Below are 12,711 nucleotides of genomic sequence, written 5' to 3'. Positions count from 1 at the left end.
TGGGGGGCGGGGTGGGGCCCCTTGCGGGGAGGGAGGAGGGGGGGGGGGGGGGGGGGCGGGGGAGGGGCGGGGGGGGGGTTGGGGGGGGGGGGGGTTGGGATGCCCCCCCAAGGAGGGGGGGGGCCCCCCCAACACCCCTTCGCGGAAGAGAGGGGGAAACACCCCTTCGGCTGTAACCGGCATCCGCCGGAGAAATGGGCGCGCTAGGCGACGACTTGAGTAAGCGGTGCGGATCGCCGAATGCGCGCTAATCGCTGTAGAGTGAAAATTGGCTGATTCCGCAGCTAGAGCTGTCTCTCATATCAAGGCCATCAGCCCCTCTCCATGTCCAGGGGAGTTTCGACAAACGAAGCTCCAACGGCCAGGAAACGCCTTGCGGCGTTGGCCGTGCCTGAATCTTTGCAGAGGTCCGCGGACAACTCGAATCAGCAAAAGAGTCGGAACCTAATTCCAGGAATTAGGCTCCGACTTCTGTGGTGGAGAGGGCATTTGGTCGCTCTGGACCCTATGCAGATGAGCAACGGCGCAGGTGCTCGATGGCTACGCCGAGCAACGGCGCCGCCGGGCCGGAGAGGAGCACGGGCGCGCACACGCTGTACGAGAGCACGACTTCGGGTTGTCCCACCGACACCTCGGTCAGGAGGGCGTGGTCGAAGGGCAGCCAGGTGGGCGACCCGGCCGGCTTGAGTCGTACTCCGGCAGAGGTGAGCACCACTCGCGCCGCGGTGTGATCGCGCCACTGCGGCACAGCGGCGTCCTCCACCTCTTGGGACCGCCGGGCATCGAGGCGTCGGTTGGGCACCCACTGCTGGCCGAACGTCGGGTGGTTCTCGAAGTAGCCGGCCGGGAGCGGGTAGACGACTTCAGTTCCGTAGAAGCGGGCCGTCGAGCACGCTACGTCCGCGAAGGCAACTTTCCCGTCCGCGAGAGGAAGGCCGTCCACCTGGATCGGCGCAAGTTTGCCGCCGCTCTGGAGATGAAGCGCGAGTGCAGATGCCGCCTGCGCGGCGTCGCGCGGGGCTGTGTCCTCCGCCCGGACTCGTCGGCGAAGCCACATGGTCATTCCTTCCTGATCAAGCGGCCGTCCAGGGCCTCTACTGCTCTCGCAGTAGAGGCCCTGGGGCACTCATGCGATGAGATCACCAGAGGGCACTGGAGGCAGCGGCGGGTGTCCTCCCCGCCTCTTCCTCCTCCTCTTTCAGCCGCGCCAGCAGCACACCCAAGCGGTCGTTACTGATCGGCTGGTGTGCGCGGACGGCACCTGCCACCGCATCACGACTGATCCGTCCGGCCTGCTCGGAAGCGGCCCGAGCGATCGGCAGCAGATCCGCCAGCCACTCGTCGTCAGCCTCCCGATCCTGTGGGGACTCGGCATCGTCCCGGACGGGCGGTTGTTCGCCGTCCGCAGGTGGGCGGACCGCCGCGGGGACAGACAGCTCCGCCGCCGAGGAGGGCCCCGTCGACTCCCCACGGTCCGCGAGGGCTACAGACGGTCCGTCCTCTTCGCACCGGTCTCCGCCCGCACCGTCGGCACCTGTGGACGGAGCCGGATGGGGGACTCCCATATGAGAGCGACCGGCCTGGGTACCCACGTGCTTGCGCAAGGCAACGGTAGGTTCAAGAGAGCTTTCTGCAGCGGACGGACGGACGGGGAGGGTCTGGGGCTCGTCCACCGACGTTGTCTCAAGCGGGCGCGGTTCCGGCTGTGACTCGATCCTTTCGAGCGACGGGACATCCCGGCGGACCGGTCCGGGACCGTTGTCTGCACCGTCCGGGACCGACACTTCGGCGGTCCGCGCCATCAAGATGTACAGGTGCACCGAGCCCGCCAGGGCGAGCGGCGCGAGCGTCGACAGCACGCCGACGACACCGTCCGCAAGGTGCAGCGCGGACCGTCCGGCTCGCGGACCGCCGTTCAACGTAATGGCGTGCAATGCGTTCGCGCCGAGACTCGCGCCGGTCGCCGAAAGGAACAGAAACCAGGCGTAAAGCCGAGCGCCGAAGCGCTGGTGACGAAGGAGCACGATCGCTCGGACGCCGTACGCAATGAACCCGTCGATGAACACCGGAAACAAGTAGCTCAGGCTCTCTCGTGCGTGGATCGCAATCGCGATCTGCCGCAGAGCGTCATAGGAGAACGCGAAGCCGGCCGCACCGAGCATGATGATCGCAGAGCGGTCCCAGGCCGTCATCCCGCGGAGGTTGCAGACACCTTGCCGTTCGGCCGCTGCCGAACCTATGTACGCGCGGACCATCAGAGGTTGCCCCCTTCGCGGGGGTCGATGTCCTGCCAGGCTGGGGTCTGCGAGAGGAGCAGTCCGAGCTGTTCCAAGGACGTCACCTCGTGCACATGCTGACTCGGGCAGCTCACGCACGACACCCGCAACGAGATTCGTTCTGTGCCGCCCTGGTCGGTGTAGTACAGCTCCAGGTGCTGGCCCCCGGTCGTGTCGAGGGACGCGAAGGCTTGCAGGTGTTCCTCGAAGCTGAGCAAGCCCAGCACTTCCCAGTCGAGCGTGACTGCGGCGTCCCCCAGGAGGGTGCGTGCGTACTTCGAGGCGGCGGTGATCGACCTGGGCCCCCAGGAGCGGAAGGCGGCCTCCCGAGCGGTCTTGCGTCGCTCTTCGGCGGTGGAGAGGTGCTTGGCCGCAGCGAACATGATCGGATGACTCATCGGGGGCCTTCCAGAAGATCTGTGGTGCGGGGTTGGGTTCCCTCTCCGTCGGGCGCGTTGGCGAGGCGGAGGAGGACGTCCGCGTGGCACGGAGCGTCAAGGGGGCATGTGCACATCAGGTCGAGCCCGCGCAGCGTTTGGGCGAAGCGAGCGGCGTAGTGGCGCCCGACCGGTCCCCGGAGGGTGACCGCGAAGAGATCCACCGCCTCCGCAGCGTCCATCGGAGGACCAAGCGGAGAGCGAGCCCCGGCCGTGAACGGGTTCGCATACCGGCTGTACGGGCCGACGTATGCACAGGTTGTGGACAGTGCTGCGGCGTCGCGGGATGCTCCGCGAAGGCGGACGGGCATCAGGCCGCCCTCCCGCCACGACGCCGGTCGGCGCCGATCATCGGTACGAGGGTCGTGACCATCTCCGCCAGACGACTCGCCACGCGCGCCCCGACGAAGTCGCTCAGGTCCGGACCGTTCTCATCGCGGGCCGGAAGATTGGACGTGATGATCGTCGGCAGGCAGTGGTTGTACCTGTAGTTGATCAGCCGGTACGTGACCTCCTCGGTCCACTCCGAGGTCTTCGCCGTACCGAGGTCATCGAGGAACAGGTACTGGACCCGGCTGAGTCGTTGCAGCTCGCGTTCCGCGGCGCCCATGACCTGTGAAGGGCGCAGATTGCCGTACATGTCTGCCGAGTTCACGGCGATCAGTTCGAAGCGGTCCGGTGCGCCGGCCGCGATCCTCCGCAAGGCCCCGTATGCCTGGTGCGTCTTGCCCGTCCCCGTAAGGCCGGTGAGGAGCAGAGCGCCAGCGGCGGCGTTGTCCGCGAGTGCCCGGTCGGCCCACTGGACGACCTCCGGCAGCGTGGCATCAGCGTCACGGAACCGGGGTGGGGTTGCCCTCCGCCAGCGGCTCAGGGCGTAGTCGGCCCGAGCCCGGCTGTGCCACTCGCGGTCTCCGGGATTCTCTTCCGGTGCCTCGTCGGCAGGGTCGACGTCCGGCACGACCTGAAGTCCTTTCGCCGCGAGTATTCGTTCCATTGCGCGCATTGACCTGGCGCTGCCCGCACGTTGCGGCTCTGCCATGATCAAAATCCGTTCTGATAGGCGCTGGGGGAAGCGGTGTTCTGAAAGGGAATCCAGCCCGGGGGCTGTCGTCGCAACGGCACGACATCGCCTTGGGAGGCTGCTGCGGAAGCGTGCGACGGGAGATCCGCCCAGATGCGCAGCAGATAACGGGCGGACTGCGGGGGGCGGTCGGCGTTCCACCGCCGCGCCACCACCTCGACCAGCCGGTCATTTCCCCAGCGTGCTGCGAGAGCTGTTACCCGATCCCATTCGTATTCGGTCAATCGCCAACCGACGAGCATTCCAGCGCTTGTTATGGCTGTTACCAGGTCCTTGGCTCCGCCCGGAACCCTCACCGATTCCTGCTTGGCGGTGGTGTTTTCTCGACGTGACCCCAGCAAGCTAGCTTGCTGTTTGGTGGTGGTAATACTCCCGTAGGGAGTATTACCACCACGTACGCGCGAGGAAGAAACTTCCGAATCCGTGTGCTGAAACTTCCCACTTCCGGATTCCGAAGCGGAGTTCTGGGAAGGAGCTTCCTGGAACCTAGTTCCCTCTTCCGAATCTTCAAGGTTGGGAGTAGGACGTTCATTCTCTGAATCGATACGGTCAGCCCCATCGTCGCACAGCAGGATCGAGTAGGTGTTCGGGTTGTAGGCTCCCCCTCCCCGCTCGTGGCTGACTTCCCCGAGCTTTGTCAGCTCTCCGAGGCACTTCGTTATCGAGCGAGGTGTCAGACGGGTGAGCGTGGCTATTTCGTCCAAGGTCAGCGTGGCCTTGCCGTCGTCGTCCGCCTCTCGGGCCAGCGCCAGCATGACGAGGCGCGAGCCCCTGCACGACTCTGATTGTGACCAGACCAGTTCGGTCGCTATGTCGCTCATCAGTGTTCACCGCCAACTATCGCTATTCGACGGTGGCGGGAAAGGCCGAAAGAGTGGTCGTCCTCCGGAACGTAGCCGTTCTGGTGCGGCTCCGGAGTGAGGTACAGGGTTTCGGTGGGAAGGTAGAAATCGTGGGCAAGACGCCAGTCTGCGACCGTGCCAAATCCGCGCCTGACCATGCGCGCCACTTCTTCTTCGGTCCTGCGGTCGATAAGCATGCGGTAGAAGTCCGATTCGAAGAGGTGGGTAACAGACCGGTGCTCGGGATAGACCCGCACGAGTGCGGCTGTAGGTGCAATCTCGCGGATCGCGGCACTGATATTTGCGTGCCGAAATCCGGAGGTGCTGTTCTGAAGCATGGAGAGAACTCCCGTGAACGCAGGGTCCGCCGTGCGGAAGAATCGTTTCCTCGGAGCCGCGTCAGGCCGCGTCTGAGACGACGTGGACCGAGGGCGCGCCCCGCCCGGCCTGCGACTTTCGGTACCGACGGGCGAGCTTCAGCAGGTACTCGTGCGTTACGCCGAGGCCACGAGCGACGGTTGTAGCGTCCAGCGAGGGATCAGTGGCGAAGCGCGCAATCACGGCGTCCCGGGCAGGCTTGGTCAAGGCCGCAGTGCACCCTCGAAGCGCGCCTTCTACGGCTTTCTCCCTGTCCCGGTCCTGCCATGCACGCCGCAGCTCTGAACGCTCCGAAGCCAGAAGACCGCCCCGGATTCCGTATTCGTCGTCATCCTTGAGGGATTCCACCAAGCACCGGGCAGCGACGGCCAACGGGCATGACGCGCAGAGATAGCGAGGGCGGTTAAGGGAGATCCCCAATTTGGCTTTCACCAAGTCAGGGTCTTCGCGTGGACCGTCGGCGATAGGGACAAAGATGCTGATGTCTTGGTTGGCGCATTGGGCATATTCCGCCCAGTGCTTGCCCGGGGCCTTCTTCGACTGCTCTATCAGTGGCAGCCAATTTCCCTGGTGTGCGGCCTCGATGAGGCTGGATATGGCAGTGCTCATTTATGTCTCGCGATGTTCGCGGCGCCGCGTATTGTTGCAATCGGGCGCGAGAGGAGATCAGGTACGCTTACGAGAGCGCTTGGATGGCTGCAGCGTCATCATTAGCGACTCGTCATCCGCCTGGGTCTTTGCGCAAGGGTTGACGAAGTGCATGTCGGAAATAGTGCGGAGGTCGTCTTCCGCGAACTGAACGAACTTCCCGAACTTTCGGTGTGGCAGCGTTGATATGCGCTCACGCAGCCACTTCTCTGGAATGTTCAGCCGTTCAGCGGCTTCGCTGTACCCGATGTGCAGTCGCTTGTCGCGGGAGTCCGTAGCCTGATTGCCCAACAGGGCGTCCAGGCCGCCGGCCTGAGCCAAGAGGCCGACCACGGCCGCGAGCCCCTGCAAGTCCACGGGCGGGCCAGCGTTCGCCGGTGCCACGGCCGCCATCACGCTTCCAGCCCGCGCAGTTCAGCGGTCCGCAGGTCGAATGCGTGCCCGCCGGAGGCCGCCCATCCGGCCTTGGGGAACGAGCGGATGATCCACCGGGCGATGGTGAGCGCCTTCGCCCGAGGAACGCGAAGGGTGCGTCCGCGGTCGTTCACGGCGGTGAGCCCAAGGTGGGGCCACAGGGTCCGGGGGCCCTGGAGACGCACCTGTACGACAGCGGCCTCCGGCAGCATGGAAGCCAGTTGCGCCGCCAGCCGTTCGGCGGGGCCCGAAGGGATCTCCACCTTCGGGTTGCAGCCCGTGGTAGGGGACATGGGACACTCCTCTATGTGGTAGGCCGCTCCGTCGTGCCGTGCGAAAGGACACGGAGTGGCCGTGCGAGTGAACAGCGCCCCTGTCGAGGGCTGCCGATCACGAGCTGTCTGGCGTCCGAGAGGTGCGAACTCTCGGGCGCCGATGGCTTTTGTGGAGAAGGGCAGCGCCTGCGTGACGTGCGGTAGCCCCTTTCCATCAAGTCGGTCCGCGATGGGAACCGCAGGTGAGCGAAGGCTGAGAGGGGTGCGAACCCCCTCGTTTTTCGTTAAGATGAAGCTATCTCGGTTCGCATAAAAAGTCAACAGCCCGAAGTTTCCTCGGGTCACCAAAAAAACGAGGTCCGATGCCAGCTCGCCGTGTCGACAGAGAACGTATGCGTGCGGTACGTCGAGCCGCGGACGTCTCGCAGGCCGACGTGGCGTCCGTCCTCGGCGCTGCGGACTCGACCGTGGCGGGGTGGGAGTCGGGAGCGACGACACCCGATCAAGAGAAGCTGCCTGCTCTCGCCAGGGTGCTGAACCGGGATCTGGACGACCTGTTCCCGCGCGATGGCGTGCCCGATCTGACTGACCTGCGGTGCGACGCCGGCCTCTACCGGTACGAGACGCGGGCGGTCATCGGGACCAAGAGTGATGGGCCGGTGGCTGGAGCTGAACAGGGCGTCCGACGGCTCAAGGACCGGTACGTCCCTCTCCTGGCGGCTGCGTACGGGGTGACCGAGGCCGAGCTGAAGCGCGCCCAGGACCGGTCTTTCGGAGAGGCTGACGATGACGCCACCGAGGCCGGGAAGGTGCCGGAGACGCTGGCTGAGAAGATCACTCTCCTGCTGGAGCGCTCCTACCCGGGCAGAACCGCTCCGGGGGATCAAGAGATCGCGGACTCGGTGAACGCCTACGCGGGCTCACAGGTCACATCGGCCGAGGACATCGAGGCCCTGCGGACGGGTGGAGCCGATGCACCGGTGCCCATGGTCCTCGAAGGTCTGGCCAACTTCTTCGACGTCTCCAAGCTGTACTTCGAGCCGAACGAGTCCGTCGCCCGACAGGTCTACGAAGGGCTCCGCCTCATGTCGGCGGCCAAGCAGGGCAAGGTGAGCCGAGTCCGGGCCCGCGGAATGAGCGACGAGGGCCTGCCGGCCGATGTGCTCTCGATCCTGAACGACCTCGCCAGCGAGCTGGACAAGAAGGCCGGTCCAAGCACCACCAACTAAGTGCCGCATCAAGCAACGTTCGCCCTGGGGTTTGATGATCGTCAGGGCGTATGAACGAGCGGGGTCAACTGCGTGCCGAGCTGATGTTCTGGCTCGGCGTGCGGGACACCGTCCGCGTCAAGGAACAGGTAGAAGTACTGCGTCGTCAACGGCCTCGACTTCGAGGTCCCGTCCGCGGTGGAGCCGCTCAGGGCCCCAGCAGAGTAGAAGTGTGGCAGCCACTTGGGGCCCACGATCGCTTCCACCCAGGCCCGTGCCTCCCATGGGTCGACTGCCTGGCGAGTGCCAAGCTGCTTGTGCCGCGCGGCGAACGACAGTGTCAGCACAGCCCCTTCCCGGCCAGGACGCTCCAGGAGTACGGCCTGGTCGATGATGTCCCCGACGACAGTCAGGAGAGCATGCCGGTCGGTCACTGAGCGCACCGGTCCGAAACGGTGCGGCACTGTCTTTCCCTCCGCCCGCAACTGCTCCAGCACGTCTTTGGGCAGTACGGAGGCCAGGCCGCTATCGGCTGGATCCGTAGAGAACAGGTTCCGGCGAAAGCGCTGCAGCTCGTTCTCCTGCTTACGCAACACGCTACGAATATCCACAGACATGCCGCCTACGGTACAAGCCGTACTTATGCGCATCGAACCACCCGGCTGCTCCTCTACCGGCACCGGCCATGCCAACCATGAGGAGCGGACAGATGATCCGCCGCTGCATCGCTTGCGGAGACCGCCATGCGGCCGGCCGACTACTCTAGCTGGCCGGCGACAGGGGCGAACGTTGCCTGATGCGGCACTTGTGCCCTGTTCCCGGGACCGGCGAGGGGCAGGAAACAGGGCACCAGCGTGACGTTCTTACTGCGCCGTGCCGTTCGGTTCGTGGCGCAGACCGGAGGCGAACACAGTTTGGACTCCGCTCAGTGCGGAGAGATCCGCGAGCGGGTCACCGTCCACCAGGAGGAGGTCCGCTCGGTAGCCGGGAGCGACCTTCCCTGTGATCTCGCCCAGGCCCAGGGCAGCAGCCGCTTGCGTCGTCGCCATGTCGATGATCGAGGCGTTCGACAGACCCAGGTGCGAGTAGAACGACAGGGCCTGAGCAAGTCCGTCGAAGCCAGCACGCTGCACGCCCGCGTCCGTCCCCGCGATCAGACGGACTCCGGCGTTGGACATCTGCCGCACCAGATCGAACATCGCGTTGGCGCGCTCCTCGCCGAAGAAGCGCGGGAGCATCTGCCAGTGCGGGCTTACGGCCGGGCAGACGGTGATGTCCTTCGCGATGATCTGCTGAACCACGTCGGGCCGAAAGTCCAGGCCATCGCTAGACATCCAGGTGCAGTGTTCGATGGTGTCGACGCCTGCCTCGACGGCGGAGGCGATGCCGTCGGCACCGTGGGCGTGGGCCGCGACGGGCACGCCCGCCTTGTGGGCTTCCTCGACTAGAGCGGCCAATTCCTCCGCCGTGAACTGCGACTGGTGGCTCTTGGGGCCATCCTTCGTCAGACCACCACCGGTGACCATCGCCTTGATGACTCCGGCCCCGGCCGCGAGGTTGCGCCGCACGAGCTCGCGGATCTCGCTCTCGCCGGAGACTTCGCCGCCGAGAAAGTGGCAGTGCCCGCCCACGGTGGTCGCCGGGGTGCCTGCGGAGACGATCCTCGGTCCCGGCGTACGACGGTCGTTGATCTCGGCAGCCAGACGTAGCGCCAATCCGTTGCGGTCACCAAGGTCCCGGACCGTGGTGACACCGCTTTCCAGAAGCTGGTGGCTGCGACGTCGCATGTCCTCGAACAGGGTCTCGTCCGTCGAGCCCTGGAGGGTGGACACCGGGTCAGGCCCGCCGTCGAAGGCCAGGTGCACGTGGGCGTCGACGAGCCCCGGCAGGAGGGTTCCGCCGAATTCGAATCGGGGCACGTCGGCCGCGGCCCGCTCCTCGATCTCCGTGCGCGGTCCGACGGCAGCGATCGACTCGCCCTCGATGAGAACGGCGCCGTCTTCCAGGTAGGTCCCCGAGTGTACGAGCACTCGTCCACCGGTAATCAGCATCGTATGGCTCCTTGATCTTGCGAGGTCATGCGGCTGCGCGCAGTTCGTCGGATACCGCAATCAGTTGTTTCACATCCGACTCCCGGTCGCTCCCCAGCGCCATCGCGAGAGGAACCGCGCGGCGGGGAGCGGGGATGCCCTTCTCGATCCGGGCGGAGGCCCGGCGGAGCCGGGCGGCAAGCTCGGCGGAGTCGATGTTGAGGACTGTGGTGTCGTCGCCCTCATCCAGCAGGTACGGGCTGATGTCCACCAGACCGTCGCGGCACTCCACGATGCGACGGTGGTAGCGCCGGTGCACGCCACGAGCCCGCCACCTGTCCAAGGCCGCTGGGGACGCCGGCCGCAGCACGTTGTCCGGGTACGTCTCCGCCAGCAGCTCCCACAACGGGGCAAGGCGGCGGTGATCCCGTCGGTGGCGGAGCCAGAGGCGGAGGGATGAGATCCGGGCTCGGGCTCCCGAATACGTGATGCCCGCCGCGAACGTGAGGTTGGACGCCACCAGGAGGAAGGCGACGGCTGCCATCAGCGGCCCAGGGACCTCTACGTCGGCCGCGCGAACGGCGACGATGACGGCGCGGATCGCGCAGGCCACCGCCATCGCCCCCAGACCCACGGCCGCCATCCAGAGACCGGTGGAATGCGGGCGTCGGGACATGCGGGCGTAGCGGCGAGTCCACCGGCACGCCATGCCCAGCGCGTACATCAGATAGAGGCCAGCGCCGCCGTAGAAGAACGAGATCTGCGGAGTCGTCATGTCGGCCGTGCTGAAGGAGCCGGCGAAAACCTCGTGCGGCACAGATTCGGCGGCCACGGTGATCGCCACCGCGACGATCGCGACAACGACGGCTTCCTTCCGGGCCCTGCGTCGGCCCGCGTCCTCGTCGGCGGCGGAGTAGAGGTAGAAGCACATCAGGAAGTGCACCGCGAGAAGCAGCAGCACGTTCTGGATCAGCTTCGCCGTCCCATGCCCGGCGACGGTGTCGACGCCGGACGCGCCGCCGGGCATCGCTACGGGGTACGAGAGTGCGGCACAGAGCAGGCAGAGGGTGACCGAGCGAAGAGGAGCGTCACGAGGGCTTCGCTTCCACTGGTAGAGCTTCCAGACCAGCGCGGTCAGGAGCCCCAAGAGCAGGAGTTCCACGAGTTACAGCCATCCTCGCCGGTCACCAAGAGCTGCCTCGACCCGTCGCAGGGCGGGATCATCAGCCGGAGGAGTGGAGCTTGCGAGCAGGGCCGACCACTCCAGAATGATCGTCGCCACGAGTTCGACGGAGCACTCCTCGCCGTCGTCGTACGAGCATCGCTGGGCAACACGCTTAACCGCCTCAGTACCGAAAACCGGCATCAGGGTGGCCCACCCCTCCACGTCGACGGCTGCCGCGTCTTCATCAGGGGCGATATCCGTTGTGTCCGTCTCCACCTCGCGGGCGGAGTCCTTGGTTGCCTCCTCGTTCTCCGCCACGAGGATGTGCCCGACCTCGTGCAGGATGATCCCATCCTGGTGCAGGTCGGTCGTCTCCTGCTGGTACAAGATCACGTCGTAGGTGTCGTACTCCGCCCACATGCCCGAGGGGCCGGGCTTGGGAAGCGGAGCTTCGCGCAGAAACAGAGGGCGCCCGCGCCGTCGGCTCAGCTTCTCGCAAAGGTCCTGAACGTCGAGCGGGGGAGTGACCCCGAGGTCTTGCAGCTCCCGCCTAATCAGTCGGTGCAGATCCTTCTCCACCGTCCGGGCTGCGGCTGTACGCCAGCGCTCAAGGCGACGGCGGGTGACTCCGTCCTGAGCGGGAACCATGGGCTCCGCCGCGTCTCGACCACGCTTATCCGACCACACTGAGTAATCCCTCCAACCGGCTGTGATGGCTCCCCCGAGCTGGGCGACACCCCGCCCATGTCGATGACGTCCGGTTCCCGGCGCCGGAAACGACCGCAGTCGGCTGCGACTGCGCCCCACTAGACCCCTTCGCAGAGGGAGGGATGCCAGGGCATCCGGGACTTCCCGTCTGCTCGGGTATCACGTACGCGAACACGCGAGCGGGGCTGCCCCGTGGAGCTCCCGGGAACCTCGTTGGACAGTACGTGACGCTTCCGACAGGACGTTGCCTAGAAAACACGATCGATTCGTGTAGGTGGCAAGTAACTCCGACCGGTCAAAGTGCCGTAAACCAACCTTGTTCAATCCCGTACGGGGCTCTGAACTGCGATTTTATGACCTGGCGTGAACGGATCAACCTTAGCAAGTTGATGGGCGACTCCGTTATCAACCTGAGACTTTAGGTGGGGCCGGTGCGCTTGCAGACGCCTGCGAAGTGGGCAACGCGGCTGATCGGAGTGGGTGTGGTGGCGGTCACCCTGGGATGGTTCGGTCAACTGCGGCGTTTACGCTTTCAGTCATGTCGAACGTGATATCCGCCCAGCCGGACAGCTACCTGGAGTTCTGGGCCGAGTACCACCTGTGCACGTTCACCACGCTGCAGCCCAATGGGCGACTGCATGTCGTACCGGTCGGCGTGACGTTGGATGCCGCTGCCGGTGTGGCCAGAATTATCACTCGCAAAGCAAGTCGCAAAGTAGCGAACGTTCTCGCGGGCGGGGGCGAAGCCCGTGTGGCTGTGTGTCAGGTCGACGGCGGCCGGTGGGCCACCCTTGAAGGCGTGGCGGAGATATGCACCGACGAGGCGGTGGTCGAAGACGCCGTTACTCGTTACGGGGAGCGATATGGCCGCACGCCGGCGCCAGACCCTGAGCGCGTTGTCCTTCTGACTTCGGTCGAACGGGCGACGGGGCAGACGTTGGGTGCTCGACCTCAGGCAGCCCAAGCCGCCGCCTAAGCAGTTGAGGGCGAAGCGGGCCGAGACCACAGTCCGTCGACATGCTCCTCGAGTGGACCGCCCAGGGAACATCAGGGCGCTCACCCGGCTGCGACGTTTGGTTGTATGTGGACCTCATCGACCTCGTGGAGCTGAATGACCTTCGGCCTGCTGACCGCGCGAGTGTCGGGGGGGGGGGGGGGGGGGGGGGGGAGGCAGAAAAAGCCACGCCGAACGGGCACGCGGAAAACAACACATAGACGACCCCCAACAAAGAAAGAACATCCCAACAAC

16 protein-coding genes are annotated in these 12,711 nt (G+C 65.7%); 2 read left to right on the top strand and 14 right to left on the bottom strand.

Annotated elements, in window-relative coordinates:
* Positions 1-505: 505 nt before the first annotated feature.
* From ACFCZF_RS09815 to ACFCZF_RS09770, 10 genes are all read right to left on the bottom strand, one after another.
* Complete coding sequence (locus ACFCZF_RS09815; protein ID WP_376671217.1) at positions 506-1,063, bottom strand: hypothetical protein; 558 nt, start codon at positions 1,061-1,063, stop codon at positions 506-508.
* Between the two features lie 76 nt (positions 1,064-1,139).
* A complete protein-coding gene (locus ACFCZF_RS09810) occupies positions 1,140-2,192 on the bottom strand; it encodes a DUF2637 domain-containing protein (RefSeq protein WP_376671216.1) in 1,053 nt (350 codons plus the stop codon).
* A gap of 62 nt (positions 2,193-2,254) precedes the next feature.
* The gene (locus ACFCZF_RS09805; RefSeq protein ID WP_376671215.1) at positions 2,255-2,674 is read right to left on the bottom strand and encodes a DUF6195 family protein; all 420 of its coding nucleotides are present in this window, start codon (positions 2,672-2,674) and stop codon (positions 2,255-2,257) included.
* Positions 2,671-3,024, bottom strand: a complete 354-nt coding sequence (locus tag ACFCZF_RS09800; protein ID WP_376671214.1) for a DUF4326 domain-containing protein — start codon at positions 3,022-3,024, stop codon at positions 2,671-2,673. Before ACFCZF_RS09800 ends, ACFCZF_RS09805 begins: the two co-directional genes overlap by 4 nt.
* On the bottom strand, positions 3,024-3,707 hold the full coding sequence (locus tag ACFCZF_RS09795; protein ID WP_376671213.1) for an ATP-binding protein: 684 nt from the start codon (positions 3,705-3,707) through the stop codon (positions 3,024-3,026). The genes ACFCZF_RS09800 and ACFCZF_RS09795 overlap by 1 nt, the downstream gene beginning before the upstream one ends.
* Positions 3,708-3,754: 47 nt before the next feature.
* On the bottom strand, positions 3,755-4,615 hold the full coding sequence (locus tag ACFCZF_RS09790; RefSeq protein WP_376671212.1) for a hypothetical protein: 861 nt from the start codon (positions 4,613-4,615) through the stop codon (positions 3,755-3,757).
* Positions 4,615-4,974, bottom strand: coding sequence for a hypothetical protein (locus ACFCZF_RS09785; RefSeq protein ID WP_376671211.1), 360 nt, complete (start codon positions 4,972-4,974; stop codon positions 4,615-4,617). Before ACFCZF_RS09785 ends, ACFCZF_RS09790 begins: the two co-directional genes overlap by 1 nt.
* 61 nt (positions 4,975-5,035) lie before the next feature.
* Entirely contained in the window at positions 5,036-5,623 is a 588-nt protein-coding gene (locus ACFCZF_RS09780) for a WhiB family transcriptional regulator (RefSeq protein WP_376671210.1), read from the bottom strand.
* A gap of 57 nt (positions 5,624-5,680) precedes the next feature.
* Positions 5,681-6,055, bottom strand: coding sequence for a hypothetical protein (locus tag ACFCZF_RS09775; RefSeq protein ID WP_376671209.1), 375 nt, complete (start codon positions 6,053-6,055; stop codon positions 5,681-5,683).
* On the bottom strand, positions 6,055-6,369 hold the full coding sequence (locus ACFCZF_RS09770) for a transcriptional regulator (protein ID WP_376671208.1): 315 nt from the start codon (positions 6,367-6,369) through the stop codon (positions 6,055-6,057). Before ACFCZF_RS09770 ends, ACFCZF_RS09775 begins: the two co-directional genes overlap by 1 nt.
* A 374-nt stretch (positions 6,370-6,743) precedes the next feature.
* Here ACFCZF_RS09770 and ACFCZF_RS09765 point away from each other — a divergent pair, with 374 nt between their 5' ends.
* Positions 6,744-7,580, top strand: coding sequence for a helix-turn-helix transcriptional regulator (locus ACFCZF_RS09765; RefSeq protein ID WP_376671207.1), 837 nt, complete (start codon positions 6,744-6,746; stop codon positions 7,578-7,580).
* 41 nt (positions 7,581-7,621) lie between these two features.
* Here the strand turns inward: ACFCZF_RS09765 and ACFCZF_RS09760 are convergent, their stop codons facing one another.
* From ACFCZF_RS09760 to ACFCZF_RS09745, 4 genes are all read right to left on the bottom strand, one after another.
* Positions 7,622-8,176, bottom strand: coding sequence for a hypothetical protein (locus tag ACFCZF_RS09760; protein WP_376671206.1), 555 nt, complete (start codon positions 8,174-8,176; stop codon positions 7,622-7,624).
* Between the two features lie 246 nt (positions 8,177-8,422).
* On the bottom strand, positions 8,423-9,610 hold the full coding sequence (locus ACFCZF_RS09755) for an amidohydrolase family protein (RefSeq protein WP_376671281.1): 1,188 nt from the start codon (positions 9,608-9,610) through the stop codon (positions 8,423-8,425).
* A gap of 25 nt (positions 9,611-9,635) precedes the next feature.
* Positions 9,636-10,751: an MAB_1171c family putative transporter gene (locus ACFCZF_RS09750; RefSeq protein ID WP_376671205.1), complete on the bottom strand. Its 1,116-nt coding sequence runs from the start codon at positions 10,749-10,751 to the stop codon at positions 9,636-9,638.
* A gap of 3 nt (positions 10,752-10,754) precedes the next feature.
* Positions 10,755-11,333 (bottom strand): hypothetical protein, encoded by a 579-nt coding sequence (locus tag ACFCZF_RS09745; RefSeq protein ID WP_376671204.1) that lies wholly within the window; start codon positions 11,331-11,333, stop codon positions 10,755-10,757.
* A gap of 667 nt (positions 11,334-12,000) precedes the next feature.
* On the opposite strand from ACFCZF_RS09745, the gene ACFCZF_RS09740 reads away from it, so the two are divergent.
* Positions 12,001-12,438 carry a pyridoxamine 5'-phosphate oxidase family protein gene (locus ACFCZF_RS09740; RefSeq protein ID WP_376671203.1) on the top strand — a complete coding sequence of 146 codons (438 nt, stop codon included), beginning with the start codon at positions 12,001-12,003 and terminating at the stop codon, positions 12,436-12,438.
* The last annotated feature ends 273 nt before the right edge of the window (positions 12,439-12,711 follow it).

Source organism: Streptomyces sp. NPDC056296 (genome assembly GCF_042268605.1).
Classification (GTDB): Bacteria; Actinomycetota; Actinomycetes; order Streptomycetales; family Streptomycetaceae; genus Streptomyces.
Note: the sequence above shows the minus strand (reverse complement) of the source record. Positions and strands in the feature narration are given on the sequence as shown.

Coding starts and splice junctions, on each gene's coding strand:
- ACFCZF_RS09755 (WP_376671281.1), bottom strand. CDS start 9,610: ATGCTGATTACCGGTGGACGAGTGCTCGTACACTCGGGGACCTACCTG.
- ACFCZF_RS09790 (WP_376671212.1), bottom strand. CDS start 4,615: ATGAGCGACATAGCGACCGAACTGGTCTGGTCACAATCAGAGTCGTGC.
- ACFCZF_RS09815 (WP_376671217.1), bottom strand. CDS start 1,063: ATGACCATGTGGCTTCGCCGACGAGTCCGGGCGGAGGACACAGCCCCG.
- ACFCZF_RS09800 (WP_376671214.1), bottom strand. CDS start 3,024: ATGCCCGTCCGCCTTCGCGGAGCATCCCGCGACGCCGCAGCACTGTCC.
- ACFCZF_RS09770 (WP_376671208.1), bottom strand. CDS start 6,369: ATGTCCCCTACCACGGGCTGCAACCCGAAGGTGGAGATCCCTTCGGGC.
- ACFCZF_RS09810 (WP_376671216.1), bottom strand. CDS start 2,192: ATGACGGCCTGGGACCGCTCTGCGATCATCATGCTCGGTGCGGCCGGC.
- ACFCZF_RS09795 (WP_376671213.1), bottom strand. CDS start 3,707: ATGGAACGAATACTCGCGGCGAAAGGACTTCAGGTCGTGCCGGACGTC.
- ACFCZF_RS09760 (WP_376671206.1), bottom strand. CDS start 8,176: ATGTCTGTGGATATTCGTAGCGTGTTGCGTAAGCAGGAGAACGAGCTG.
- ACFCZF_RS09740 (WP_376671203.1), top strand. CDS start 12,001: ATGTCGAACGTGATATCCGCCCAGCCGGACAGCTACCTGGAGTTCTGG.
- ACFCZF_RS09780 (WP_376671210.1), bottom strand. CDS start 5,623: ATGAGCACTGCCATATCCAGCCTCATCGAGGCCGCACACCAGGGAAAT.
- ACFCZF_RS09765 (WP_376671207.1), top strand. CDS start 6,744: ATGCGTGCGGTACGTCGAGCCGCGGACGTCTCGCAGGCCGACGTGGCG.
- ACFCZF_RS09805 (WP_376671215.1), bottom strand. CDS start 2,674: ATGAGTCATCCGATCATGTTCGCTGCGGCCAAGCACCTCTCCACCGCC.
- ACFCZF_RS09785 (WP_376671211.1), bottom strand. CDS start 4,974: ATGCTTCAGAACAGCACCTCCGGATTTCGGCACGCAAATATCAGTGCC.
- ACFCZF_RS09775 (WP_376671209.1), bottom strand. CDS start 6,055: ATGGCGGCCGTGGCACCGGCGAACGCTGGCCCGCCCGTGGACTTGCAG.